Source organism: Rhizobium sp. CG4 (assembly GCF_023701965.1).
In the GTDB taxonomy this organism is placed as follows: Bacteria; Pseudomonadota; Alphaproteobacteria; order Rhizobiales; family Rhizobiaceae; genus Agrobacterium.
Genome location: NZ_JABAEG010000006.1, coordinates 142,717 through 165,654, shown reverse-complemented (window position 1 = coordinate 165,654; position 22,938 = coordinate 142,717). Strand labels below are relative to the sequence as shown.

General features: G+C 55.6%; 23 protein-coding genes. 5 read left to right on the top strand and 18 right to left on the bottom strand.

Going from position 1 to position 22,938, the window contains the following annotated elements:
* Positions 1-101 precede the first annotated feature (101 nt).
* Genes HGO37_RS17740 through HGO37_RS17730 form a run of 3 tightly spaced genes read left to right on the top strand, consistent with a single transcriptional unit; the run spans position 102 to position 3,577 of the window.
* The gene (locus HGO37_RS17740; protein ID WP_250984479.1) at positions 102-1,211 is read left to right on the top strand and encodes a PspA/IM30 family protein; all 1,110 of its coding nucleotides are present in this window, start codon (positions 102-104) and stop codon (positions 1,209-1,211) included.
* Positions 1,211-1,870: an OB-fold-containig protein gene (locus tag HGO37_RS17735; protein WP_250984478.1), complete on the top strand. Its 660-nt coding sequence runs from the start codon at positions 1,211-1,213 to the stop codon at positions 1,868-1,870. The genes HGO37_RS17740 and HGO37_RS17735 overlap by 1 nt, the downstream gene beginning before the upstream one ends.
* Before the next feature lie 6 nt (positions 1,871-1,876).
* Positions 1,877-3,577 carry a flotillin family protein gene (locus tag HGO37_RS17730; RefSeq protein ID WP_250984477.1) on the top strand — a complete coding sequence of 567 codons (1,701 nt, stop codon included), beginning with the start codon at positions 1,877-1,879 and terminating at the stop codon, positions 3,575-3,577.
* A gap of 72 nt (positions 3,578-3,649) precedes the next feature.
* Here HGO37_RS17730 and HGO37_RS17725 read toward each other — a convergent pair whose 3' ends face one another.
* The 12 genes from HGO37_RS17725 to HGO37_RS17670 all read right to left on the bottom strand — a co-directional run bounded on the left by HGO37_RS17725 (position 3,650) and on the right by HGO37_RS17670 (position 14,981).
* Positions 3,650-4,927 carry a type III PLP-dependent enzyme gene (locus HGO37_RS17725; RefSeq protein WP_250984476.1) on the bottom strand — a complete coding sequence of 426 codons (1,278 nt, stop codon included), beginning with the start codon at positions 4,925-4,927 and terminating at the stop codon, positions 3,650-3,652.
* Positions 4,924-6,441, bottom strand: coding sequence for an AMP-binding protein (locus tag HGO37_RS17720; protein ID WP_250984612.1), 1,518 nt, complete (start codon positions 6,439-6,441; stop codon positions 4,924-4,926). Before HGO37_RS17720 ends, HGO37_RS17725 begins: the two co-directional genes overlap by 4 nt.
* Positions 6,441-6,698, bottom strand: a complete 258-nt coding sequence (locus tag HGO37_RS17715; protein ID WP_192489768.1) for an acyl carrier protein — start codon at positions 6,696-6,698, stop codon at positions 6,441-6,443. The genes HGO37_RS17720 and HGO37_RS17715 overlap by 1 nt, the downstream gene beginning before the upstream one ends.
* Positions 6,699-6,727: 29 nt before the next feature.
* Positions 6,728-7,573 carry a hypothetical protein gene (locus tag HGO37_RS17710; RefSeq protein WP_250984475.1) on the bottom strand — a complete coding sequence of 282 codons (846 nt, stop codon included), beginning with the start codon at positions 7,571-7,573 and terminating at the stop codon, positions 6,728-6,730.
* Positions 7,574-7,919: 346 nt separating this feature from the next.
* Positions 7,920-8,117: a hypothetical protein gene (locus tag HGO37_RS17705; RefSeq protein ID WP_250984474.1), complete on the bottom strand. Its 198-nt coding sequence runs from the start codon at positions 8,115-8,117 to the stop codon at positions 7,920-7,922.
* Between the two features lie 62 nt (positions 8,118-8,179).
* A complete protein-coding gene (locus tag HGO37_RS17700; protein ID WP_192489771.1) occupies positions 8,180-8,575 on the bottom strand; it encodes a DUF1622 domain-containing protein in 396 nt (131 codons plus the stop codon).
* 106 nt (positions 8,576-8,681) lie between these two features.
* Positions 8,682-10,280: an MFS transporter gene (locus tag HGO37_RS17695; protein ID WP_250984473.1), complete on the bottom strand. Its 1,599-nt coding sequence runs from the start codon at positions 10,278-10,280 to the stop codon at positions 8,682-8,684.
* A complete protein-coding gene (locus HGO37_RS17690) occupies positions 10,277-10,720 on the bottom strand; it encodes a DoxX family protein (protein WP_250984472.1) in 444 nt (147 codons plus the stop codon). Before HGO37_RS17690 ends, HGO37_RS17695 begins: the two co-directional genes overlap by 4 nt.
* A 169-nt stretch (positions 10,721-10,889) precedes the next feature.
* The gene (locus tag HGO37_RS17685) at positions 10,890-12,767 is read right to left on the bottom strand and encodes an amidohydrolase (RefSeq protein WP_250984471.1); all 1,878 of its coding nucleotides are present in this window, start codon (positions 12,765-12,767) and stop codon (positions 10,890-10,892) included.
* 94 nt (positions 12,768-12,861) lie between these two features.
* Entirely contained in the window at positions 12,862-13,149 is a 288-nt protein-coding gene (locus HGO37_RS17680; protein ID WP_192489775.1) for a XapX domain-containing protein, read from the bottom strand.
* Positions 13,150-13,217: 68 nt separating this feature from the next.
* Positions 13,218-13,907: a hydrolase gene (locus tag HGO37_RS17675; RefSeq protein WP_192489776.1), complete on the bottom strand. Its 690-nt coding sequence runs from the start codon at positions 13,905-13,907 to the stop codon at positions 13,218-13,220.
* 141 nt (positions 13,908-14,048) lie between these two features.
* Complete coding sequence (locus HGO37_RS17670; protein ID WP_250984470.1) at positions 14,049-14,981, bottom strand: ring-cleaving dioxygenase; 933 nt, start codon at positions 14,979-14,981, stop codon at positions 14,049-14,051.
* Positions 14,982-15,101: 120 nt separating this feature from the next.
* On the opposite strand from HGO37_RS17670, the gene HGO37_RS17665 reads away from it, so the two are divergent.
* A complete protein-coding gene (locus tag HGO37_RS17665; RefSeq protein WP_250984469.1) occupies positions 15,102-16,001 on the top strand; it encodes a LysR family transcriptional regulator in 900 nt (299 codons plus the stop codon).
* A 23-nt stretch (positions 16,002-16,024) separates the two neighbouring features.
* On the opposite strand, the gene HGO37_RS17660 is transcribed toward HGO37_RS17665, so the two are convergent.
* The 4 genes from HGO37_RS17660 to HGO37_RS17645 form a co-directional block, all read right to left on the bottom strand.
* A complete protein-coding gene (locus tag HGO37_RS17660; RefSeq protein WP_250984611.1) occupies positions 16,025-16,702 on the bottom strand; it encodes a gamma-glutamylcyclotransferase in 678 nt (225 codons plus the stop codon).
* An 88-nt stretch (positions 16,703-16,790) separates the two neighbouring features.
* Positions 16,791-17,627, bottom strand: coding sequence for an alpha/beta fold hydrolase (locus HGO37_RS17655; RefSeq protein WP_352230580.1), 837 nt, complete (start codon positions 17,625-17,627; stop codon positions 16,791-16,793).
* Positions 17,628-17,949: 322 nt separating this feature from the next.
* Complete coding sequence (locus HGO37_RS17650; RefSeq protein WP_250984467.1) at positions 17,950-18,156, bottom strand: hypothetical protein; 207 nt, start codon at positions 18,154-18,156, stop codon at positions 17,950-17,952.
* 124 nt (positions 18,157-18,280) lie between these two features.
* Positions 18,281-19,768, bottom strand: coding sequence for an NAD-dependent succinate-semialdehyde dehydrogenase (locus HGO37_RS17645; RefSeq protein ID WP_250984466.1), 1,488 nt, complete (start codon positions 19,766-19,768; stop codon positions 18,281-18,283).
* A gap of 164 nt (positions 19,769-19,932) precedes the next feature.
* On the opposite strand from HGO37_RS17645, the gene HGO37_RS17640 reads away from it, so the two are divergent.
* The gene (locus tag HGO37_RS17640) at positions 19,933-20,070 is read left to right on the top strand and encodes a hypothetical protein (protein ID WP_250984465.1); all 138 of its coding nucleotides are present in this window, start codon (positions 19,933-19,935) and stop codon (positions 20,068-20,070) included.
* 52 nt (positions 20,071-20,122) lie between these two features.
* Here the strand turns inward: HGO37_RS17640 and ocd are convergent, their stop codons facing one another.
* Both ocd and HGO37_RS17630 read right to left on the bottom strand, forming a co-directional pair.
* Entirely contained in the window at positions 20,123-21,184 is a 1,062-nt protein-coding gene (ocd, locus tag HGO37_RS17635) for an ornithine cyclodeaminase (protein ID WP_250984464.1), read from the bottom strand.
* Positions 21,185-21,244: 60 nt separating this feature from the next.
* A complete protein-coding gene (locus HGO37_RS17630; protein WP_250984463.1) occupies positions 21,245-22,936 on the bottom strand; it encodes a M20/M25/M40 family metallo-hydrolase in 1,692 nt (563 codons plus the stop codon).
* Positions 22,937-22,938: the final 2 nt, after the last annotated feature.

Below are 22,938 nucleotides of genomic sequence, written 5' to 3'. Positions count from 1 at the left end.
GAAGAAGCTGCGTGTAAGCTCCGCGAGCACACGCAACCATAGCAAGAAATATTTTTACGCATGCATTGAAAGCACAAATGAAGTGCTTTATATATTTAAGCATGATCACAAGGCTTCTTTCTCGCATCATTCTGGTGCTCGAACCGACAAAGCAGGATCTGTCTTCCCTGCGGGAGACCCTGTCTGCCTATCGGGATGCGATGAGTATTCTCGACCAGACAGAAGGCGCAAACCTAGTTGCGCTGCACACCGCAGCCTATGAAAACATCCGCGCCCGGACCGGCCTGCCCTCACGCATGGCGACACTGGCTTTGCGCGACCACAGCCATCACGACCCTGAGCAACCCGTCGAGAGCATTCCTCTCGATGCCAAACTGTTTTCCGTCAAAGGACCAGACACGGTCAGCATCGCCACGATCAACGGCCGTATCGTCGTGCCTTACGCGGTGCGGGGTTATCAGGAGGGCTGGACTGACTTTACTGAAGCACGCCTCATATTTGAGGAAGACACAGTGACCATCCACGCCGGAATAAGGTCCGGCTTTCAACCGAACAAGGAGACTTCCATGAACAATGAAGGCATTCTTGCCCGGCTCGGGCGCGTCATCGCTGGTGTTGTCAACAACGCCGTAGACACAGCTGAGTCAAACAATCCGGTTGCCGTTGCTCAGCAGGCCGTCCGCGAAATTGGGAAAATCGCCGAGGAAGCCCGTGCAGCACTGGGCGTCGCGGTTGCAGCCGGTCATCGGTTGAAGGCCAAGGCCAAGGATCTGGATGACGAAATTCAGGACCTCGATGAAAAGATAAAGGTCGGGTTGGAAAATAATCGCGAAGATCTGGCGCGTGCCGCAACCGGCCTGCAGATCGATCTGGAGGCCCAGCGCGAAGCACTTGGCAGAGCCATCATGGAAAATGCTGCCGAGATCACCGAAGCAGAGGCCACATTGCGCAGTATCGCCTCAGCCAAGGCAGACGCCCAGAAACGGGTTGAGGACGCACAGAAAGCAGCCAAAACTGCAGCACACGTGGATTCGACACCATCGCAGCGCAATGACCAGCGCCTTGCAGACGCACTGGATGCCATTGAGCGGGTTACCGGCACGCCAGCAAAACCCACGAACGGCGCCGCCGAAATTGAAGAGCTTGGCCGCTTGCAGCGACAAAACGCCATTGATGCGCGTCTCAAGGCATTCCGTGAAGGGCAACGCTAATGGGAACAATCGTCCAACCGGGTACGGCTGCATTCTGGCTAGCATTGCTGGTCATTGCCGGGCTTGGCATTGTGGAACTTGTTTCAATGTTGCTCGGCGCATCCGTCTCCTCGCTTCTTGATGATGGTTTTAGCCATCACACACCCGGAGAGTCGCATTCCGGCCTGCTTGGCAGCTGGATGTCCTGGCTCAATGCCGGCGGGGTGCCTGTCCTGGTGCTCGCCGTCATTCTTCTGGCAGCATTTGCAGTGGCCGGTTTTGTCATACAGGCAATATCGTCGGCGACCATTATTGGCCCAATGCCGGATTATGCGGCGATAACCGGAGCACTGGCAGCAGCCATTCCAGTAACCCGCTGGGCCAGTCGTGCCTTGGCCAAGATCATTCCGCGTGATGAAACAAGTGTGCTGCACCAGTCTGACTTCATTGGACTGGTCGGAACAGTCACCCTCGGTCCGCTCGATCAAGGAAATCCTGGCACAGTCAGGGTCAAGGACCGATACGATAACATCCACTCCTTGCGCGCCAAAGCGGCAGTGGGATACACCATTGCAACCGGCGAGCACATTTTAATTGTCGACGGTTCCGAGGGGCTTTTTGAAGCCATCCCGGCACCGGCGGAACTTAACTTGTCCAACAATGGGCAAAATGGGGGTTAACACACGATGGATTTCTTTTCTCTAAGCCTTATTGCCGGGGTTATTATCGCCGCGATTGTCGTCATCGGCATTATCATGACATCGCTCTACACCCGTTCGACGCGCGATAAAGCCTATGTCCGAACCGGTCTTGGCGGCAAAAAAGTCGTGCTGGACGGTGGTTCTATCATCCTGCCAATCTTCCACTCGTATTCCTGGGTATCGCTGAGCACATTGCGCCTTGAGGTGAAGAGATCGGAACATGAATCTTTGATCACCAAGGACCGTATGCGTGCGGACATCACCGCTGAATTTTACGTCCGTGTAAAACCAGATGCGGAAAACATCGCGCTTGCCGCCCAGACCCTCGGTGACCGTACCAATGATGCCGATGCGCTGAAAGCACTGGTCGAAGCCAAGTTCGTTGACGGTCTGCGCTCCGTTGCAGCCACCATGTCGCTGCGCGACCTGCAGGAACAGCGTGCCGAATTCGTCAAATCGGTGCAGGCCGCCGTTGCCCATGACCTGCAGTCGAACGGTCTGGAACTTGAATCCGTATCGCTGACGCGTCTCGACCAGACCGACATCAAACACTTCAACCCGAACAACACCTTCGACGCCGAAGGTTTGACGGCGCTGACCAAGATCACCGAAGAGCGCAAGCGCGAGCGTAACCAGATTGTTCGTGACAATGAGGTTGAAATCGCCACCAAAGACCGTGAAGCCTCTCTGCGCAGATTGACCATTGAGCGCGAACAGCGTGACGCAGAATTGAACCAGGAACGCGACATCGCCAATAAAACGGCGGAAACACGCGCCGAAGCCGCGAAGATCGAACAGGCTGCCCGCCTCAGCGAAGAAACCGCCAAGCTGGATACTGAACGCGGTATCGCGGAACGTGACGCACAGGCCCGTCAGGCCCGTGAAACAGCACGTATCGAAGCTGAACGCGGCATTGCAGAACGTGAAGCCGAAGCCCGCAAGATTACCGAAACGGCCCGCATCGAAGCGGCGATTGCCGTTGCCGAAAAGGTAGAGGAAGAACAGGCAGCTCGTGCCAAGGCCGATGAAGCCAAGGCTGCCGCTATTACCGCCGAAGAACAGGTCGTGACCGCGCGTGAAGTGGAAATTGCTGAACGCGCCAAGCGCATTGCAGTTATCGATGCCCGCAAGGCCGCAGAACGGGATGCAACAGCCATCACGGTCAAGGCAGAAGCGGAACGTGCCGCAGCGGAAAACCTGGCTGCCGCAGCAAAGATCGCAGCAGAGGCTGAGGCTCAGGCCGCCAAGATCCGCGCAGAAGGTGTGATCGCACTCGGCGACGCTGAAGCCCAGGCCGAACGTGCCCGTAACGATGCCCGTAACGCCCTGTCCGGTGATATCATCGAGTACGAACTTGCCCGCGCGCGCATCGAAATCATCCCAGAGGCACTGGCAGAAGCCATGAAGCCAATTGAGAAGATTTCCGACATCCGCATTTTCAGCGCCGGTAATCTGGCCGGTGCGCTTGGCGGCAAGGGCGGTGAAGGTAACGGCGGTGGCAGTGCCTTGAATGATCTCTCGGGCCAGTTACTCAGCTTCACTGCGCAGAAGCCGATCCTCGATGAAATCCTGTCTCAGGCTGGTTTCAAGGGTGAAGACCCGACCCAGGCACTGCTTGCCGGAAGCCTTGCTGGCGCTTCGAAAGGTGCAGCAACCAAGAAACTCGACAAGAGCGACGACGCCTGACAACAACCCTTAGACAAAAACAATGCGCGGCTTTCACGGGAAGCCGCGCATTATCATTTTTACCGTCTACCGCTAAGCAAGCACCCGAACCTGCCCATCCTCTACAATGACCTCGGTAGGACGGTCATGCGACAGGAAGTTGATTGGGCTTGCCGTGATGCCATAGGCGCCTGATTGCAGGACGGCTACGACGTCACCGGCCTTCAGGTTCGGCATCTGGATATCGCGCGCTAAAACATCGAGTGGCGTGCAAAGTGGGCCGGCAATCGTCACTGGCGCCCAATTTGTTTCATTCATGCGGGATGGCGCCACCACGGGGTAACTGCGCTTGATAACCTGCCCCAAATTCCCCGATGCCGCCAGATGGTGGTGCATGCCACCGTCAGTCACCACAAAACAAGTACCGCGCGAGTGTTTCACCGAGTTGACTTCGGCAACGTAAACGCCCGCAGGTCCAACAAGGAAACGGCCCGGCTCTACAATTGCCTTGGCGGACGACAGAAGCGGGTCATCCTTCATCAACGCAATCAGCGACGGAACCGCAGCCGCGATGACATTCAGATCAAGGGACTTGTCGCCCACGTGATAGGGGATGCCTAGCCCACCACCGAGATCGAGCGTTTCAAGCGGTTTTCCCAGCTGCTTAGCAATCCGTGACGCAATGCCAATCGCATGACGCCATTGTTCCAGAAGTGCTGCTTCGTCCAGAATTTGCGTGCCGCCATAAACATGCACACCGACCAGGTCGATAGTCTCAACGTTGGACACGGCATCCAAGGCAGCTTGTAGATTTTCTTCATCAAATCCGAATGCTGTCGGCTTGCCACCCATACGCATGGCACCGGCCTGCACGGTCGGCACCGGGTTGATCCGCAGAGAACACCGCACCGGCTTACCGATCACCTTAAGGCGTTCGATCTCTTCAAAACTCTCAATATGAATTTCGCCGATACCGCCGACTAGGACCTCTTCCAGCTCCCGAACACGTTTGCCTGGGCCGGCAAACAGAATTTTTTCTGGCGCCACACCTGCCGCCAGCGCAGCACGATATTCCCCGACTGACGCGATCTCGACGCCAGCGCCCTCTTCAACAAAAACCTTGATCACCTGCGGATTGGGGTTGGCCTTCACCGAATAGTGGATAGTGGCAAACCCGTCCAATGCGGCTGCTAGCTGCCGGTAGGTCCGGCGCATGAGAGCAGCATCATAAATATAGGCAGGAGTTGCGGTTTTTGCGGTTATCTCACGAACCGTCACGCCGCCAATCAGGAGATCAGGGCCGTCCGTCTGGAAAAGGGAAGCAGCAAGATTATAGCCATGCGACGGCCTGGGGCGCTCGGTTTCACTCACGACGCCACCCGCTCTTTCACCAGCCTCTGGTAATCAATCTTGCCATTGGGCGTGACTGGCAATTCATCAACGACCTCGATCACGCGCGGCACCATGTAGGATGCGAGGCTCGCAGCCACAGACCGCAGGACAGTGGTCACATCGACATCATCGGCCCCGGCAACTGCTAGCGCATGAACCTTCTGGCCGGCCAGTTCATCCGGCAATCCAATCACCGCGACCTGCCTGAAATGGCCCGTTGCCATCACAGCCTCCTCCACCTCAGAGGGACTGATACGGTAGCCCGATGACTTGATCATCGCGTCATTGCGGCCGATGAAGCTGAAAAAGCCCTCGTCATCCTGCACTGCCAGATCGCCGGAATAACAGACAATCTCGCCGCCGATCTCGGCATCGTGGAACGGATGCGGTTTTAGAACCTTGGCCGTGTCCTCGGGTCTGTTCCAATAACCAAGTGACACGGTTGGGCCACGATGGACGAGAATGCCCGGCTCGCCCGGTGCAGCCCGCTGTCCCGATGGTGTTACGATAAAGACCTCACACTCTGGAATAGCCTTGCCAATCGACGTCGGACGGCGGTCGAGTTCCTCCGGCGGCAGAAAGGTCGAACGGAAGGCTTCCGTCAAACCGTACATCAGGAAAACTTGTGTTTGCGGCAGCAATTTGCGAAGTGCTGTAACCGTGCTGGTTGGCACCGAGCCGCCGGAATTGGTGATATAACGCAAATGCGGAAGTTCCGTCTTCGAAAGCAGCGGCGACGTTTTGGTCAGGATCGCCCATACGGTCGGCACACCCGCCAATCCGGTGATCTGGTGATCACGCAGCGCACGGGTGATGTCGTCACCAAATCGGAAGGTGAGAATAACGATGGTGGCGGCCTGTTCCACCGATGTCAGCAGCTGGTTGAGACCGTAATCGAAGCTGAATGGTAGAATCGACAGGATGCGATCTTCGCCAGTGATGCCGAGATAGGTGCGAACAATACGGGTCCCGGCCAGCAAATTGCGATGCGACAGCATCACGCCTTTGGGTTTGCCGGTGGAGCCAGATGTATACAGGATGGCGGCGAGATCTTCGCCAATATTGTTTGAAGGTACTGTCAGACGGTCGGCATCGGAAATATCTTCAACATACAGAACGGTAACATCGTCAATATCAGCCAGACATTCAGCGATTATATCGCCTGACGCTTTGCTGGTGATGATTAACCGAGCACCGCAATCGCTGACGATATGAGAGATCTGCTGACCGCGCAGCAACGGGTTCACAGGGACGAACACACCTGATGCCCGGCTGACCGCGAATATAGCGACGCTTTCCTCGATGCCGCGAGGCAAAAAGATTGCAACCCTGTCTCTCCGTTCCAGACCTTCCGCGACGAGCGCGCCAGCGTATCTGGCAACCAGATCGCCCATCTCCCGGTAAGTGATGCGGCGATCACCATTGATGATCGCAATCTTGTCACTAGAAATGTGAGGCGCAAGAAGGTCGTGCAGAAGTACAGGCTGCGAAATCACCGGGTCATTCGCTCCACGAAAGCTGTAATGCCGGCAGGTGTCGCCAACTCCATAAAGTCAAAATTCTCGTCATCGATCGATATGCCGAAACGTTCCGACAGGAACATGATCAGCTCCAGAAAGCCGAGAGAATCTATGGCGCCTTCCAGCAACGGCGTTGTTGCGCTCAACGGAACCAGATTGGGGAAGCGACCTTCCAGATAACCGAAGACCGCCTCTGAAACGTCCTGGTCGGCCTTCCTCTCACTTAACATTTGTACTCTCCTAAATTGATCGCTTGTCGTCAGGCGTTGAGAAACACGCGCTCCGAAAACATCTCGTTAATAACGTCGTCCTGCCACACGCCTTTTATCTGGTAGGCATGCGCCGGCCACGGATTGATGGCGTGTCTAACCTGAACATCTGCTGGAGTAACCATGCTCAAGAGCGGAACGCCGCGCTTGAGAAGGAAGCGTGAAAGCGGACGCAGATTATCAACGACAGTCTGGGCACTGGTTGCATAAAGCACCCTTGCCATCGGTATCCTGCGTTTGGAAATCACATCGAGAATAACCGGATGACAGGTGTCGTGCAGCTTGATTGCCAGCGCCATACAGCCGAGTTTCATATGCAGGTTGATGCCGTCCACCTGGCGCGCCGATAGCCCCCCTTCGGGAACCTGATCAATGGTAAGAACTGTGCCAGCATTCCGGCCAAACAGCGCAGTAAACGGCAGCGCAAACAACAGGTTTCTGGAGGCAAAGGTCCGAAAACCCAGTTGCTGGTTAAGCTTGATAGCATTTTCAGACGGAGAAAAGTCCGTGTAAACAAACGTGTCGTCCGCCATCGCTTCCTGCAGCATGCGTGGCGCAAACCAGCGATACCTGGCGTCGACATACCAGCTTGAAAGATTGAGAAGTTTTTGGCCCGTCGTCATATGATAGCCGGGTATTTTCAGCAACACGCCAACCGGCTCGTCTTTGGCAAGCAGTATGCTGCCGACCGATGCGAAATCATGGTCTCGGGCATAGGCATGCAGGCGGGAGACACCGCGAGCCCAAAAGCCTGCATCCCTTTCGGGAAAGCCTTTTGCAAGCAAGTCAGCGGCTGTCGTCAGCCTTTGCTCATCGATGGACACGATCCTAAGCATTTTCTCCCCGACTAAGGACGGTCACAACCTTTCCCCCGATACCAGCATCTGCGTTTTTTGCCTGTCAGTCGGCAATCATATCTCGGGTTTCAAACCTAGGACACGACAACCACCGATTTATTCACATATCTCATTTTCGAGGGATTTGCGCCCTCTAGGTTGAGTTTGAATATCCTGATACAGCAAAATCATTACCGCCCTCTTTCAATCGGCGGAGGTAACTTCACAAAAAGGTGAATTCTGCTGAGCTTTTACGCGTTTGACTAGAATATCTCAGACATTCCGGAAAGTAGAAAATGATTTCTACTGTTAACAATATCTAACGAGAAAAAAATAGAGTTGCGCATTAGTCCCGGTTTGCCACAACCGCACGCAGACAGAGATTTTTTACTGATTTGAAAAGCCTGTCGCGGTCCTTTTTTGCGGGATCTGCGACCGCCTCGTCTACGGCTCCGTGCATGGCACTGAACAACATCACTGCCGTCATTTTTGAACCATCGACATCGAACATGCCATCCGTCGGCCGACCGACGATTGCCACCATGGATGGTTCCAACCACCCTTTGACGGATACGCCCTACAATGCGAGGGCGCAGTTTGTCGAGATCACCGACCTTCCGCACCACGCTGTGAATATCGCGACCATGGCCAGTGGCCGTCAATTTCGGCTTCAAGCGAAAAGCTCAGGAATGTACGAATGAGCACGATCAGCCCAAGAAGACCGACACTTTCGAAGGTCAACGGCGATATAATCGTTGCAATGATGTCGGCACCGATCAGAATTTCGAGACCCAGCAGGATACCGCGCCCCAGATTGGCGCGGTAACGATCATAGGCATCCTGTTTGGCCGCCGATGTCAGGTCACGAAGATAGATGCCCGTTGCAACCGCAACGCCAACCAAAATCACACCAACCCCGAAAAATTCCAGGCCCAGTGCAAGCGGCTTGAGGATCGGCGCAATCAGACTTGTCAGGCCGTCGGCCTCGCTACCAATGTCCATTTTCATAATCCTTTTTTGAAAAGAGATGGGGATTTGGCCCTGCGCCAGAAGCGTCACTTACTGAAAGAGGGGCGCGCAGCGCCCCTCTCACCATTATCGATCATAATCAGGCTTGGCCGGGCCGGTTGATCGTCAGGAAGTGCCTGACCACGGGTTTTTCCGGTCCTGTGTGGTAGGCCAGCACCTTGCTCTGCAGGTCGGCATCGGCGTGGGAAACCCGCTTATGTTGGCGCAGGTGTTCAGCCCAGGATTCAACCATGAACCATTCGACCATCTTCTCCGGATCGGCAGAGTCTTCCGTTACACCCCAGCCATAGGCACCATCGCGGCGGCGTTCCTGGGACAGCGTGTCGAGTGCCTTGAGGAAAGCCCGGCGATGCTGCTTTTCAACATGGTATTCGATCAGGATCAGAACAGGGCCACGGTCATGAGCAACAGGTTCTGCAACGAGTGGTTCTGGCCAGTGGTTCGAAGGCACCATGTCAGCATCGCCAGCAGGCAGTTTCAGGCGGTGCATGATCAACCCGACAATCAGCAATCCGGCTGCGCCAATCAACAAGGTGGCTTGAATACCAACAGCCGAACCAACCGCACCCCATCCAAGGCTACCCGCCGTCATTGCACCGTTAAACACGGTCAGGTAAACGGCAAGACCACGACCACGAACCCAGTTTGGCAACACTGACTGTGCAGCACCGTTCAGCGTCGTCAAGGCAGTGATCCATGCAGCGCCAAGGAACAGCAGAACGATAATCGCGACAAACTTCGGTGGGGCGAGTGACAGCACAGCCATGACAATTGCCGTAATGATAGCCGCGCCGAGCAGTAATCCATCGGCACTTAAGCGGTCACGCAGTTTTGGCATAACCAAGGCACCACCGATCGCACCGGCACCAACTGCACCCAGCAGGATACCGTAGAAGCTTGCGTCGCCACCCAGCAACTGACGGGCAACCAGCGGAAGCAAAGCCCAGACCGCACTGGCAAAAGCAAAGAAGATAGCAGCACGCGCCAGAACGATATGCAGTGGACGGCTTGCCCGTGTGTAACGAAGACCAGCCCGGAACGCGCCGAAGAAGTTCTCCTGCAGGGCGTCGTTGGCATTCTTCGCACGCGGCCACCAGACCAGTGCGGCGATCACGAATATGTAACTCGCAACGTCGGCTCCGTAGGTTATCCCGGCTCCAAACCCTGCCAGAAGCAGGCCGCCGGCAGCCGGACCAATCGAACGAGCGATATTGATGCCGAGCGAGTTGAGGGCAACGGCGCTTTTGACATCCTCGCGCTTTACCAGCTCCGGTACGATGGCTTGCCATGTCGGCCCCATTAACGCGGCACCGATACCACCAAGGAATGTCAGACCGATCAAAGCACTGACCGACAACATCCCGGTCTGCGCCAGAACCATCAGGCTGAGACTGACAGAAGCGAGCAAAAGCTGAATGGCGATTAGAAACTTGCGGCGATCCAGAATGTCGGTGAGCACACCGGCAGGAATGGCGAGAAGAAAGATCGGCAGAGTACCTGCCGCCTGCACCATGGCGACAGCAGCAGGAGATGCCGAGAGATCAGTCATCAGCCAGGAGCTGGCGACATCGCGCATGAAGCTGCCGGTATTGCCAAGAACCGTGGCAGCCCAGAGAACCGCGAAAACCGGTTGCGCGAGTGGGGCAAAGCTGCCGCCGGAGGATTTTGTGCTGCTCATTTGCCTTCTCCCTTTGTCAGATCCAGCGCCGCAACGATCACGAATGCGCCAGCAAGGCCGAGATGTTCAAAGAAGGCATTGGTCGCCATCATGCGATCCATGCCGGGCGCCATTTCCCAGAAACGCAGGGCAATGGCTGTTGCAAGAAGTGTGAAGCCTGACAGCGCCAATGCGCCAGCCCAACGAAGGCGACCGGACACCACCATGGCAGATGCCACCAGTTCAAAAATAATGACGGCAACTGCAAAGGCCGATGCAGGATGAAGACCGAAATGCTCCATCTCGGCAATCGCGCCGGAGAAGTCGAAAATCTTGGTCAGAGGTCCCTGAATATAAGCGGCACAAAGGGCAAGCAGTGCCACCGTTCGTGTAGCCGGAGCAGTTATCACGTCGACAAGACGTCCCTGCCGCCGGAGTGAAGAGGAGGTAAGAAGGTTCATGGCTTGCTCCAGCTGTTGTCACCGCGTTGCGGCGCTGTGTTCCTGTGATGGAGCGATAATGATCTCGAAATTCGCCAACAACAATTGCATCAATAATTCAGATTTAATTGTCAAATATGCAATAATAGAAATCGGGCGACCAACAGGTCACCCGATCAGTTTTAAAAGCTTATACAGCCCAGCAAGAGCATCCAAGCGCGCCGAAGAAGCCCTTGAGATCAGCAATCGGCAGTTTCGAGGTCCATGCACCGGCATGGTCATGACCATGAACACCGCAATCGCTGGCGCAGCCGCAGGTCGAGATAGCCGTACGGCGTAGTGAGCGGGCGCCTGCGCCTTCCGGTTCACCCCAAGCGGCATAACCACCAAACTTGCGCACAGGTGACCAGTCGGGCATCGCAGGCGGAACATCGTTCTCATCAAGCGTTCTGAAGTCACCAGTCCCGTAAACGATCTTGCCACCGACCATAGTCAGTTCCGAGGTGAGGAACGAAATCTCGTCCTCGGCGCAGGCAAAGAAGTCCTTGTCCGGCACGATCAGGTCGGCAAACTGCCCCTTCTCGATGCGGCCCTTCTTGCCCTCTTCATTGGAGAACCATGTGACCTTCTCGGTCCACATGCGCAACGCCGTCTCACGGTCCAGGCAATTGGCGCGTGGATAAAGCTGCATGCCACCCACCGTCTTGCCGGTGACCATCCATGACAGCGATACCCAAGGGTTATAGGACGCAACACGCGTGGCATCGGTACCTGCCGAGACATTCACACCTTTGTCGAGCATCTTCCTGATCGGTGGTGTGGCTTCGGCAACACCATGACCGTAGCGTTCAACGAAGTATTCGCCCTGATAGGCCATGCGATGCTGGGTGGCGATACCACCGCCAAGCGCTGCAATCCGGTCGATCGAACGGTCCGAGATGGTTTCGGCGTGGTCGAAGAACCAGTTGAGACCTTCGAGCGGAATGTCCTTGTTGACCTTCTCGAACACATCCAGTGCCCGGCTGATGGTCTCATCATAGGTAGCGTGCAGACGCCATGGCCAGCGGTTCTCGGCGAGGATCCGCACCACTTCTTCCAGTTCACCTTCCATCTCCGGGGCCATCTCCGGACGCGGTTGGCGGAAATCTTCGAAGTCGGCAGCGGAGAAGACCAGCATCTCACCTGCCCCATTATGGCGGAAATAGTCGTTACCCTGTTTATATTTGACCGAGCTGGTCCAGTTGAGAAAGTCCTCTTTTTCCTGCTTCGGCTTTTGCGTGAACAGGTTATAGGCCAGACGCACTGTCATCTGGTTGTTATCCGACAATTGCTGGATGACCTCATAGTCATCGGGATAGTTCTGGAAACCACCACCCGCATCGATCACGCCGGTCACGCCCAGCCGGTTCAGTTCCCGCATGAAGTGACGGGTCGAATTGACCTGATAGTCGAGCGGCAGTTTCGGGCCTTTGGCGAGTGTCGAATACAGAATGCCGGCATTGGGTTTGGCCAGCAGCATGCCGGTTGGATTGCCATTGGCATCGCGGGTGATCTCGCCGCCGGGCGGGTTTGGTGTGTCCCTGGTATAACCAACAGCGCGCAGGGCTGCACCATTCAAAAGTGCGCGGTCGTAGAGATGCAGCAGGAACACCGGCGTATCCGGTGCAATGGCGTTGATCTCTTCGATGGTTGGCAGGCGTTTTTCTGCAAACTGGTGTTCGGTAAAGCCACCAACCACGCGCACCCATTGCGGGGCCGGAGTAATGGCCACCTGGCGCTTCAGCATATCCATGGCATCGGCCAACGAGCGCACGCCATCCCAGCGCAGTTCCATGTTGTAGTTCAGGCCACCGCGCACCACGTGGGTGTGGTTGTCGATCAGGCCCGGCAGCACCCGTTTGCCCTTCAGGTCGATGATTTTGGTGTCGGGGCCGGCCAGTGCCATGATGTCGGCATCCGTGCCAACCTCAAGAAATGTGCCGTCCTTGATCGCGACGGCCGTCGCATGCGGGTTTGAACGGTCGAGTGTTGTGATCAGCCCGTGGTGGAGGATCAGGTCGGGATACATGGGCGTAACTCCAGGCTTTATGATGGTGATGAAGATCAATGCAAAAATTGACGTTTGAAAGGAAACACCGGATGCCTGAGCGGCACCTACTTCGTCAACCGTCAGATGGTGTCGAGTTGTTGCGAGCCGCGATCACTTTGGCGTCATCATCCCCCTTGGGCAAATGACCAAACATGTGCGGCTTGATCTGGTTGATCCAGGAAACTGCCGCAGGCTCCTTGTTGATCAGGGTCTTTGCGAAAGGAATGAGCTGTTCGCCGACGAGAATACCAAGAAGGCCGACAAGCGCAATGACCGGCGGAGCCGGTGAACGGACATTGAGCAGGCTGTAGACGATACCGACAAGCAGCCCTGCGCCGAGGGAAAGAAGATAGATTTTCATGGAATGTACTCCTCTCTTGAATGAAAAACCGCTCCGACAGGGGATTATCGGAGCGGTTCGATCAGGCCTTACTTGGCTGGGTTAGGACCGATACGTTTGCCATGCTTGACGCGCTCGGCACCGCCGTGAACGTGAGTGACTGCGTAGTCGATACCCATGCCGTAAGCACCGGAGTGTTCCTTCACCAGCGAGGTTACAGCGTCATAGGTTTCCTTGCGGGCCCAATCGCGCTGCCATTCAAGCAGAACCTGCTGCCAGGTCACTGGAATGACACCGGCTTGAACCATGCGGTCCATGGCGTATTTGTGCGCATCGCTTGAGGTACCACCGGACGCATCCGCCACCATGTAGATTTCATAGTCTGGAACATCATGGAGAGCGGAAAGAGCGAAGGTCGTGTTGCACACTTCGGTCCACAGGCCGGAAACGACAATCTTCTTGGCGCCTTTGGCGGCGTTCTTTGCCAGGGCATCGCGAACATTCTGGTCGTCCCAGGAGTTCATCGAGGTGCGTTCGAGAATGTCATTTTCGGGGTAAACCGCCAACAGTTCAGGGAAGGTGTTGCCGGAGAAGCTCTCCGTTTCAACCGTGGTGATTGTTGTTGGGATGTTGAAGATCTTGGCTGCCTTGGCAAGACCAACCACGTTGTTCTTCAGTGTCTGGCGATCGATCGACTGAACACCGAACGCCATCTGCGGCTGCTGATCGATGAAGATGAGCTGGCTGTTTGCAGGGGTAAGGACTTCGAGCTTAGACATGGTGGTTCTCCGTTTAAATTTGAGTGCCGATCAGCGGCATTGAGTTTTGAGATACCTTCGGAGGTCGGCTGCCTGCCTCAGGCAGCCGTTTCGAAAGGCGGATAATGTTTTGGTCAGTGGATGGGGTTGAAACCCCCAGTCTTACGCCGCAATCGGAACCAGATTGGCCTCGATCTGATCGCGGAAGTTTTCATAGCGGCTTGGCAGTTTCAGTGCTTCGCCGAGATGGGCAGTATCTTCGTCCCGGTCGAAACCGGGTTCGTTGGTGGCGATTTCGAACAGGATGCCGCCCGGCGTCCGGAAGTAGATCGCCCAGAAGTAGTCTCTATCGATCACCGGTGTGACTTGGTAACCCGTATCCATCAGCGCCTTGCGCACTTCGAGTTGCTTTTCGCGGTTGTCGACGGCAAAGGCTATGTGATGGACCGAGCCCGCGCCCTGACGCGCAAACGGTGTCTTTGGAAGCGAGACCAAATCAATCGTATCTGCACCATTGCCGCCAGGAATGACAAACCGGGTCACGTCACCTTCAGCCTCTGTGCGTTCATACCCCATGAAGCTGAGAAGTTCTGCGGTCGCAGCCGTATCGTGCAGATTGAAACGCGCGCCGCTAAATCCGCGGATGGCAACGTCGTCCGAGACACCCTCACCGACCCAGCCGACGCGCTTGTCATCTGCGGTTTCGACCAGAGCGAAAGCATCGCCATCCGGGCCAATGAAACGCAGGCGGTTGGCACCGAAAGCCGTGTCGGTTTCAATTCCACCAACACCCTGCGCCGTGAAGCGGTCTTTCCAGAAGGAAAGGGCGCCCTTTGGAACAGCAAACTGTGTTTCTCCGACTTCACCGACACCCGGACGACCGAGCATCATGTTGGGGAATGGGAAGTAGGTCATGACCGTACCGGGTGTGCCATTCTCGTCACCGTAATAGAGATGGTAGACACTTGGGTCGTCGAAGTTAACTGTCTTCTTCACGCGGCGCAGACCGAGCGTATCGGTGAAGAACCTGTTATTCTGCTGTGCATCAGATGCCATCGATGTGATGTGATGCAATCCCTTGATGTCCTTGATCATAATCTTTGCCTTTCTGCACTGGCGTTGTCCGTTTCGTTGAGTAGAGTTTTAGCCGGGTTGATTACTGCGCGGAATTGCAATATTTCTTTCGAATGAATTGCGTTTTTTGAAATAATAGAGATGAACGATTACAGAGCCCTGAAAACATTCCTGCTGGCCGCCGAAAAGCGCAATTTTGCCCAGGTGGCCCGCGAACTGAATATGACGCCGGCCGCGGTAACGCGCGCCATAGCCGCGCTTGAGGACGACCTTGGCGTCCAGTTGTTTGTGCGCACGACGCGGCAAGTTTCACTGACGACGGATGGCGCTGTTTTTGCAGCTCAAATCCAGCCTGCGGTCGAGGCCCTAGAAAATGCTCGCAAGGATGTGCGAAATGCACACAAGGCCGATGAAGGCCGCTTGCGCATCAGTTCTCCAACCTGGTTCGGCAAGGCCGTGTTGCCGCCGATCCTGTCAGGCTTTAGAGAACGTTATCCAAAGATGAGCTTTGAGATTTCCTTGTCGGACGGACTGGTGAACATCGTTGACGATGACTTTGATCTGGCAATCCGTATTTCATCGCAACCATCGGACAAATTCACGATCTGGCGTAAAATCCGTGTCGTGCCGCGTATTCTGGTCGCTGCACCAGGAAGCCGGTTTGTCGATATGCAGCATCCAAGCGAGCTGACACCGGATGATTGCCTTGCCTATAGCGGCGAAAGCCGACGGGAAACCTGGGCTCTATCGGATGGCGGTTCCAGCATATCAATCTCGGCCGGCCGCGCATTCAGCGCCAATAATGGTGAAGTGCTGGCCGATATGGCGGCAGATGGTGCGGGTGTCGCGATGTTGCCCGGTTTCCACATCTCCGAGCACCTCAGAACCGGGCGTCTGGTGCATGTGTTGCAAGGATGGGCGCCGGCGGATTTATGGCTGACACTCTATTATCCGCCCTATCAGGCTTTGCCGCCACGCATCGCGTCCTTCTCGAAGTTTTTCGAAGAGCAGGTCGCATCCCACATGGTGATGCTGGAGTGATGTCGATCAAGTGACCTGTAGGTTCAGGTAGTCTGGGCTGCGATAATGTCCGCAGCCACCAGCGCCTGGAGACGCCACAGATTGCGGTCACGTATGCCTTCGGCATGGAGGTCTACAATTGTGTTGTGCAGATATTCGGCGCAAGAACCACCTTGACCACAAGCTCTGGCAATCAACTGCGAGGCCTGCTCAATTGGCAAAGACTGCGTCAACCCGCTCCGTTTGGTGCTAGCCCAAAAGGTCAGTGCTTTGCGGGTGCCAATTTCGGTACGGACCGAAACCCAGCGGACCATATCTATGACTTCCCGGTACCGGATCTCGCGCGCTACGAGGGCACGCAAATCCTGACGTCGACGTTCCGCTGACAGTTCAAAAAGAATGCCGTCACATTGACCGCCGCGCTCAAGTGCCATCATCAGGCCGGGCTGATCGCTGCTGGCCCGCCAGCGCTCAATCTTCAATGAAAATGACCTGTGCCAACCATAGGCGGTGGCGCGTTGACGACTGACCGCTTCAAATTCAGGTTTCCAGATCAGCGAGCCGTAGGCAAATACCAACAGAGGATCATTGCCCGCTTCACGCTCGATCCTGTCAACGAGATGATCAAGCTCCGCTTCGGAAAGTGGCGTCCAGCCCGGCTCCGGGCCATCATCGCTGACATCTCGAAGGGTCAGGGCAACAAGTTCGGGAGTTAACTTCATCATCGTATCAAGTCACATTACGGCAAAATAGAATTGAAGATGGCCGCAGCAAGAGTGCCGCGGCCATCCTTCATCGTCGGCTATTGTATCAGGCCTTTACGAAGGCCAACAGGTCGGCATTGAGAACATCGGCATTGACCGTCAACATACCGTGAGAGAAACCAGGGTAGGTCTTGAGCGTGCCGTTCGTCAGGAGCTTGATCGCCTTGTGGGCAGAATCTGCGATCGGTACGATCTGGTCGTCTTCGCCGTGCAGAACAAGCGTTGGAACGGTGATCGCCTTCAGGTCTTCGGTCTGGTCGGTTTCAGAGAAAGCCTTGATGCCATCGTAATGGGCCTTTGCGCCACCCATCATGCCCTGACGCCACCAGTTCTGGATCACACCTTCCTGGACGGTCGCACCATCACGGTTGAACCCGTAGAAAGGACCAGCCGGTACATCACGGAAGAACTGGGCGCGGTTGGCAGCCAGTGCGGAACGGAAGCCGTCAAACACTTCGATCGGCAGACCCTCAGGGTTGTTGTCTGTCTTCAACATCAGCGGCGGTACGGCGGACACCAGGACAGCCTTGGCAACACGACCTGCGGGCTGACCATGTTTTGCAACATAGCGGGCAACTTCACCGCCACCGGTTGAATGGCCGATATGAACGGCGTTCTTCAGATCAAGGGCTTCGACGACAGCAAATGCGTCGGCTGCATAATGGTCCATGTCGTGACCGTCCGCCACCTGTGCCGAGCGACCGTGACCACGACGGTCATGAGCAACAACGCGGTAACCCTTCGACAGGAAGAACAGCATCTGGGCGTCCCAGTCATCCGACGACAGCGGCCAGCCATGATGGAAAACGATTGGCTGCGCGTCCTTTGGACCCCAATCCTTGAAGAAGATTTCAACGCCGTCCTTGGTGGTGATAGTAGCCATTTGAGTGTTTCCTTTTGTCGAAGTGGAGTTAGGCGCAGCATCTGCTGCATATGTACGTCTTGGTGAAATCGCCAAAGTGGCTACAGCAGCACCTGCAGTTAGCAACGCACGACGGCGGGTAATGGAAGAAAAAATCTCGTTCATGTGAGTGACGCCCGTAAACCTGTGTTTCAGTTTCAGGCGACACGTGTTCGTCTGATGCACAGATATTGCAGCCAAACTAGCGCCGTAACAATTGCACCAATAATTGATATTTTATTGCGTATAATGAAATAATGTTCGTGGCACGTCTAATAAGCAGACTAAGCATAAGGACACACAGTTACAGCCCGGCGACAGAGGCGGATAATGTGTTTGAAGAGGCCGTCACAGACGGGTTGCTCAACGCCGACATGACCTCTTTAATCGCCTCATTCACTGGCCTGAGAAACACGACAGCCGTCAGTTTTGCGTCATCAGCGTCAAATTTCTTGCTGAATTTACGCAGTTCAAACAGTTGGTCAAGCTGGTCGATGCCAGCCTTGCACACTCAACTCCTGATAGTGCAATCTTTGAACGCTACGGCGAGGCAAGGGAGACGGACGTGACAACAAATCGCCGCGTCAGGAACAAACAGCGGCACAATGTGCCGCTGCGGTTTGATCCGGCGAAGCTTAAACGCTATCCACCTGAAGGCAGAGGTATTTCACCTCGACATAATCCTCGATGCCGTACTTCGAGCCTTCACGGCCCTGGCCAGATTGTTTGATGCCGCCGAATGGTGCGACTTCGGTGGAGATCAGGCCGGTATTGATACCGACCATGCCATATTCCAACGCCTCGGCAACCCGGAAGACCCGTGACAAATCCTTAGCGTAAAAATAGGAAGCAAGGCCAAACTCCGTGTCATTGGCCATGTCGATCACGTCACTTTCCGTCTCGAACCGGAACAGCGGCGCAACCGGCCCGAAGGTTTCTTCTTTCGCCACCTTCATCGCCGATGTGACCCCAGTCAGAATGGTCGGTTGGAAAAACAGTCCACCCCGTGCATCACGTTTGCCACCGACAGCAATGGCGCCACCTTTTTCCAGAGCATCGGCAATGTGCTCCTCCACCTTCTCGACCGCTTTTTCGGTGATCAGCGGGCCAGCAACGACGCCTTCTTCAAATCCGTCGCCAACCTTCATGGCAGAAACTTTGGCAGCCAGCTTTTCGGCAAAGGCATCATAAACCGCGGCCTGAACGTAAATGCGGTTGGCGCAGACGCAGGTCTGGCCGTTGTTGCGATATTTCGAGATCATTGCACCTTCAACGGCAGCATCAAGGTCTGCATCATCAAACACGATGAAGGGTGCATTGCCGCCAAGCTCGAGGCCGAGCTTCATGATCTGTTCGGCACCTTGACGCATCAGGATCTTGCCAACCCCCGTTGAACCGGTGAAGGTCAACTTGCGAACCTTGTCATTTTCGGTGAATTCCAGACCGATGTCTGCAGACTTTCTGGACGTGACAACATTGAACACACCGGCCGGCAGACCGGCCCTTTCAGCCAGCACCGCGAGCGCAAGCGCAGACAGCGGTGTCTCAGCCGCAGGCTTGGAGACCATCGCGCAGCCCGCTGCAACAGCAGGTGCAAATTTTCGCGCCAGCATGGCATTGGGGAAATTCCATGGAGTGATGGAGGCCACCACGCCAATCGGCTGTTTCAGCACGATAATGCGCTTGTCCGGCTGGTGGCCGGGAATGGTATCGCCATACACCCGTTTGGCTTCCTCGCCAAACCACTCGACATAGGCCGCACCATAGAGGATTTCACCCTTCGCCTCGGTTAGCGGCTTGCCCATTTCCATGGTCAGGATCGCCGCAAGGTCATCGGCATTGGCAACCATAAGGTCATAAAGTTTGCGGAGCACCGCAGCGCGCTCCTTGCCCGTCTTTTTTGCCCAGAGTTTTTGCGCCTTGTGGGCTGCATCAATGGCGCGTGCAGCATCGGCCCGGGTCATGTCGGGCAATGTGGCAATCACCTCACCGGTCGACGGGTTGGTAACAACGAAACTTGCGCCGCCCTCACCGCTCGCCTGCCATTGACCGTTGATCAACGCCTTGTCGGTGGCCAACGTGGGGTCTTTCAGTTTGGCAAGAAGTGTTTCGGACAGGGCCATGGCGGAAGTCTCCTTCAATGGCTGAAATCAGAGAGCTGAAATCAGGTGCAACGTTACGGAACCGAATTCACCGGACACCGCGTGAGGTGTCAAGAGAATGCGTGTGTTGCATCAGGTTCGAAACTCAACCATGCCTGATCTCCGCGACTAATACTGGAAACCGCATGGTATCCGGACCAACGCAAATTCGCAAAATTTTTGCTGAAATCGAACGCAATGCGCCGGAAGCGGCTGCATTAGCCTGCCGCGCTCACGTCGAGGCGGCATCTGCGATTGCCAAACAAATCCTCGGCAAAAGCTGACAGTTTGATGCTGTTGATGCGGGCAATCCGCCCGCATCTTACCTTGACATGTTCAGGCAGCCTGCAGTTTTGCCTCGCATCGCAACAGCATGCCGTAGAGATCGCGCGGCTCGTCCGGGTCCGCCAAAAGATCGAGGTCAACAAACAGGCCTGTTTCTTCAAGCTTGCTGCGCACGTAGCGAAGCGCTGAAAAGTCCTCGATTGCAAAACCAACGCTGTCAAACAGCGTGATGGCACGTTCGTTGTCACGACCCTGCTTTTTACCAGCAATCACTTCCCACAGTTCTTTGACCGGATAATCCGCGTCTAGCTGCTGAATTTCGCCTTCAATACGGGTCTGTGGCGGATATTCGACAAAAATGTCCGAACGCAACAGGATGTCCTTGTGCAGTTCGGTTTTGCCTGGGCAATCACCACCCACCGCATTGATGTGAATGCCCGGTCCAACCATGTTGTCGGAAAGGATCGTCGCATTCAGCTTGTCGGCGGTGACCGTTGTTACGATATCGGCGCCCTCCACCGCTTCCTGCGGCGACGCGCACTTGGTAATCGAGAAACCCTTGGCGCTGAGGTTGCGGGCGCAACGCTCCGTCGCACTTGGGTCCAGATCATAAAGGCGCAGTTGGTCAACACCGAGGATCGCCTTGAATGCTAAGGCCTGGAATTCACTCTGCGCGCCATTTCCGATGATCGCCATGGTGCGGGAGTTCGGACGTGCAAGATGTTTTGCGGCAACCGCAGACATCGCCGCCGTGCGCAACGCCGTCAGAATGGTCATCTCCGACAGCAACATCGGATAACCGTTGCCAACGTCGGAAAGCACACCGAAGGCAGTGACCGTCTGGCGCCCTTCTTTGGTGTTTTTTGGGTGGCCGTTCACATATTTGAACCCGTAGAGAGTACCATCGCTGGTTGGCATCAGTTCGATGACGCCCTCGTCGGAATGAGACGCGACGCGTGGCGTCTTGTCGAACTGTTCCCAGCGCAGGAAATCTTCCTCGATCACGTCAGCAAGTTCGGTCAGGAAGGTTTCCGTTCCAACCTTCAGGACAAGGCGCATCATGTGGTCAACGCTGACAAACGGCACGACATTGAGGTTCTGATTGGCAGTCATATTCGATCTATCCTCACAATTGCTTAGTGGCTTTCACCACCCATTGTTGGTCCGCCCTGATCAGGCTTCTGTGCTGTTGTCGCCCAGGAACGTGCGGGCAATGTCCATCACCAGACCTGGCAGAACTTCGAATGCATAGGGAGCATGCACGCGTTCAAGCTTCTGGTGGAATTCGCGTCCCCAAGGCCCGAGATTGACGGTCGGGAAGCTTTTGGCATTCGCTGGCGGCAAATCGATCAAACGCGAAATCGGCGTATTTTCTGAAACAATCGTGCTTCCGCTTGCCGCAAGGCCGAGGAAACTCATGTCGGAAATACCCTGGAAGTGGGGTTTCCACACGATGCTTCTCGATGGATCATTGCCAAGACCAGCGCGTGCCTCTTCAATAGCCTGGAACAACAGGCGGTCATTGCGATCGGACATCCGCAGACGGCTGGACGGATAGTGCAATCCTGCAAAGCCGATCACGATGGCCGGGCCCGAAACGCGGGCAATCGACACAAGCCATTCCGTCAGTTCACGGGTAAGAACCAGCGGGTTGTCGATATGCGCAAGCTCCTGTTCCTTTGTGCGGTATACGGCCTCAAAACCATCTCCAAACGCACGACCTGCAGCTGCCTTCAATTCCTTGAAAGTCACGATCCTTGGCTTGGCAGGTGTTGCACCAGCACTACGGCCAACAAGGCGGCTGTATTCTGCGGATGCCGCAGAGAATTTTTCGACGGCTTCCGTCGCACCGATCATCACTTCCTGCGTAAAACGCGCGAAAAGCTCATCAGCACTCATGGCGTGATAGAGCCAGTTGAAGGCGATCCAAAAACGCTCCGGTGTGGTTACCTCATAACCGCTGCGAAGATCCTTCGCTTCAAGGCAAATCGGCGGTGGAGAGACGTCGTTTTCATCCTTGTCGGCCAGTGAAGCATTGCCCTCAAGCCTTGCGAGAATGCCTGCCCCCATCGCCTGGGCGCTGACGCCTTCATAGGGGTAGCTAGCATGCGAGCTGCAACCGATGACCAAAGCAAACGGAAGCAGTTTTCCGATTGTGCCAGCATAAACCGCGCGACCTTCGCTACCGTCACCCTGATCCGAGGTCACGTCGAGATTGACGCCCGCTTCGATTTCGATGCCAAGATCATCAACAAGTGACGGGAAGGCATCACGCATCGAACGCATACCGCGGCTTTCCCGCTCTTCGTCCGGCGTCGAGACAAACATCAGATTGCCCTTGCGATCAGCATCGGCGGCAAATTTCTCGATGCACGCAACCGCCACCGCAAGACCGCTCTTCATGTCAAGCAAGCCGCGACCGGGCAGAAAGTCTCCACTCAACAGGTCCTGAAGGGCGCGTTCTTCCTGTTCAGAGCGGTCGTCCCGGGCTGACAGGTCCTTGATCAGCGCATCTTTCAGCGCAAGGCTCTCGCAGGAGAGGTCCTTGAGATCATGGTAGTTGTCGGTCGACACCGTGTCGAAGTGACCTGCAAGTGCCAGTGTTCTCTTGCCGGTTCCGCGAACCAGCGCCACGACATTGTGGGTCAACGGATCGCCATGGCTGGCGACAAGCCGCAAGTCATCGGGATTCTGCTGAAAATAAGGGATTTCCTGAAGCAACTCATAAAGGCGGTTCGCGAAGGTCGATTCACCGACTGTGCCTGTTTCGCTTCTCCAAGAGGTCATCCGTAAGGCGAACTCGCGCACGCGAGCACCATCGATCTCGCTTCCGACGCGGGAAGCAAAGTTTTGTTCGCTTGTCATGG

What these genes read in the sequence shown, in the direction of transcription:
- HGO37_RS17740 (WP_250984479.1), top strand. Translation starts at nt 102, where the DNA reads ATGATCACAAGGCTTCTTTCTCGCATCATTCTGGTGCTCGAACCGACA.
- HGO37_RS17735 (WP_250984478.1), top strand. Translation starts at nt 1,211, where the DNA reads ATGGGAACAATCGTCCAACCGGGTACGGCTGCATTCTGGCTAGCATTG.
- HGO37_RS17730 (WP_250984477.1), top strand. Translation starts at nt 1,877, where the DNA reads ATGGATTTCTTTTCTCTAAGCCTTATTGCCGGGGTTATTATCGCCGCG.
- HGO37_RS17715 (WP_192489768.1), bottom strand. Translation starts at nt 6,698, where the DNA reads ATGTTAAGTGAGAGGAAGGCCGACCAGGACGTTTCAGAGGCGGTCTTC.
- HGO37_RS17710 (WP_250984475.1), bottom strand. Translation starts at nt 7,573, where the DNA reads ATGCTTAGGATCGTGTCCATCGATGAGCAAAGGCTGACGACAGCCGCT.
- HGO37_RS17705 (WP_250984474.1), bottom strand. Translation starts at nt 8,117, where the DNA reads ATGGTGGCAATCGTCGGTCGGCCGACGGATGGCATGTTCGATGTCGAT.
- HGO37_RS17700 (WP_192489771.1), bottom strand. Translation starts at nt 8,575, where the DNA reads ATGGACATTGGTAGCGAGGCCGACGGCCTGACAAGTCTGATTGCGCCG.
- HGO37_RS17695 (WP_250984473.1), bottom strand. Translation starts at nt 10,280, where the DNA reads ATGAGCAGCACAAAATCCTCCGGCGGCAGCTTTGCCCCACTCGCGCAA.
- HGO37_RS17690 (WP_250984472.1), bottom strand. Translation starts at nt 10,720, where the DNA reads ATGAACCTTCTTACCTCCTCTTCACTCCGGCGGCAGGGACGTCTTGTC.
- HGO37_RS17685 (WP_250984471.1), bottom strand. Translation starts at nt 12,767, where the DNA reads ATGTATCCCGACCTGATCCTCCACCACGGGCTGATCACAACACTCGAC.
- HGO37_RS17680 (WP_192489775.1), bottom strand. Translation starts at nt 13,149, where the DNA reads ATGAAAATCTATCTTCTTTCCCTCGGCGCAGGGCTGCTTGTCGGTATC.
- HGO37_RS17675 (WP_192489776.1), bottom strand. Translation starts at nt 13,907, where the DNA reads ATGTCTAAGCTCGAAGTCCTTACCCCTGCAAACAGCCAGCTCATCTTC.
- HGO37_RS17670 (WP_250984470.1), bottom strand. Translation starts at nt 14,981, where the DNA reads ATGATCAAGGACATCAAGGGATTGCATCACATCACATCGATGGCATCT.
- HGO37_RS17665 (WP_250984469.1), top strand. Translation starts at nt 15,102, where the DNA reads ATGAACGATTACAGAGCCCTGAAAACATTCCTGCTGGCCGCCGAAAAG.
- HGO37_RS17660 (WP_250984611.1), bottom strand. Translation starts at nt 16,702, where the DNA reads ATGAAGTTAACTCCCGAACTTGTTGCCCTGACCCTTCGAGATGTCAGC.
- HGO37_RS17655 (WP_352230580.1), bottom strand. Translation starts at nt 17,627, where the DNA reads ATGGCTACTATCACCACCAAGGACGGCGTTGAAATCTTCTTCAAGGAT.
- HGO37_RS17645 (WP_250984466.1), bottom strand. Translation starts at nt 19,768, where the DNA reads ATGGCCCTGTCCGAAACACTTCTTGCCAAACTGAAAGACCCCACGTTG.
- HGO37_RS17640 (WP_250984465.1), top strand. Translation starts at nt 19,933, where the DNA reads ATGGTATCCGGACCAACGCAAATTCGCAAAATTTTTGCTGAAATCGAA.
- ocd (WP_250984464.1), bottom strand. Translation starts at nt 21,184, where the DNA reads ATGACTGCCAATCAGAACCTCAATGTCGTGCCGTTTGTCAGCGTTGAC.
- HGO37_RS17630 (WP_250984463.1), bottom strand. Translation starts at nt 22,936, where the DNA reads ATGACAAGCGAACAAAACTTTGCTTCCCGCGTCGGAAGCGAGATCGAT.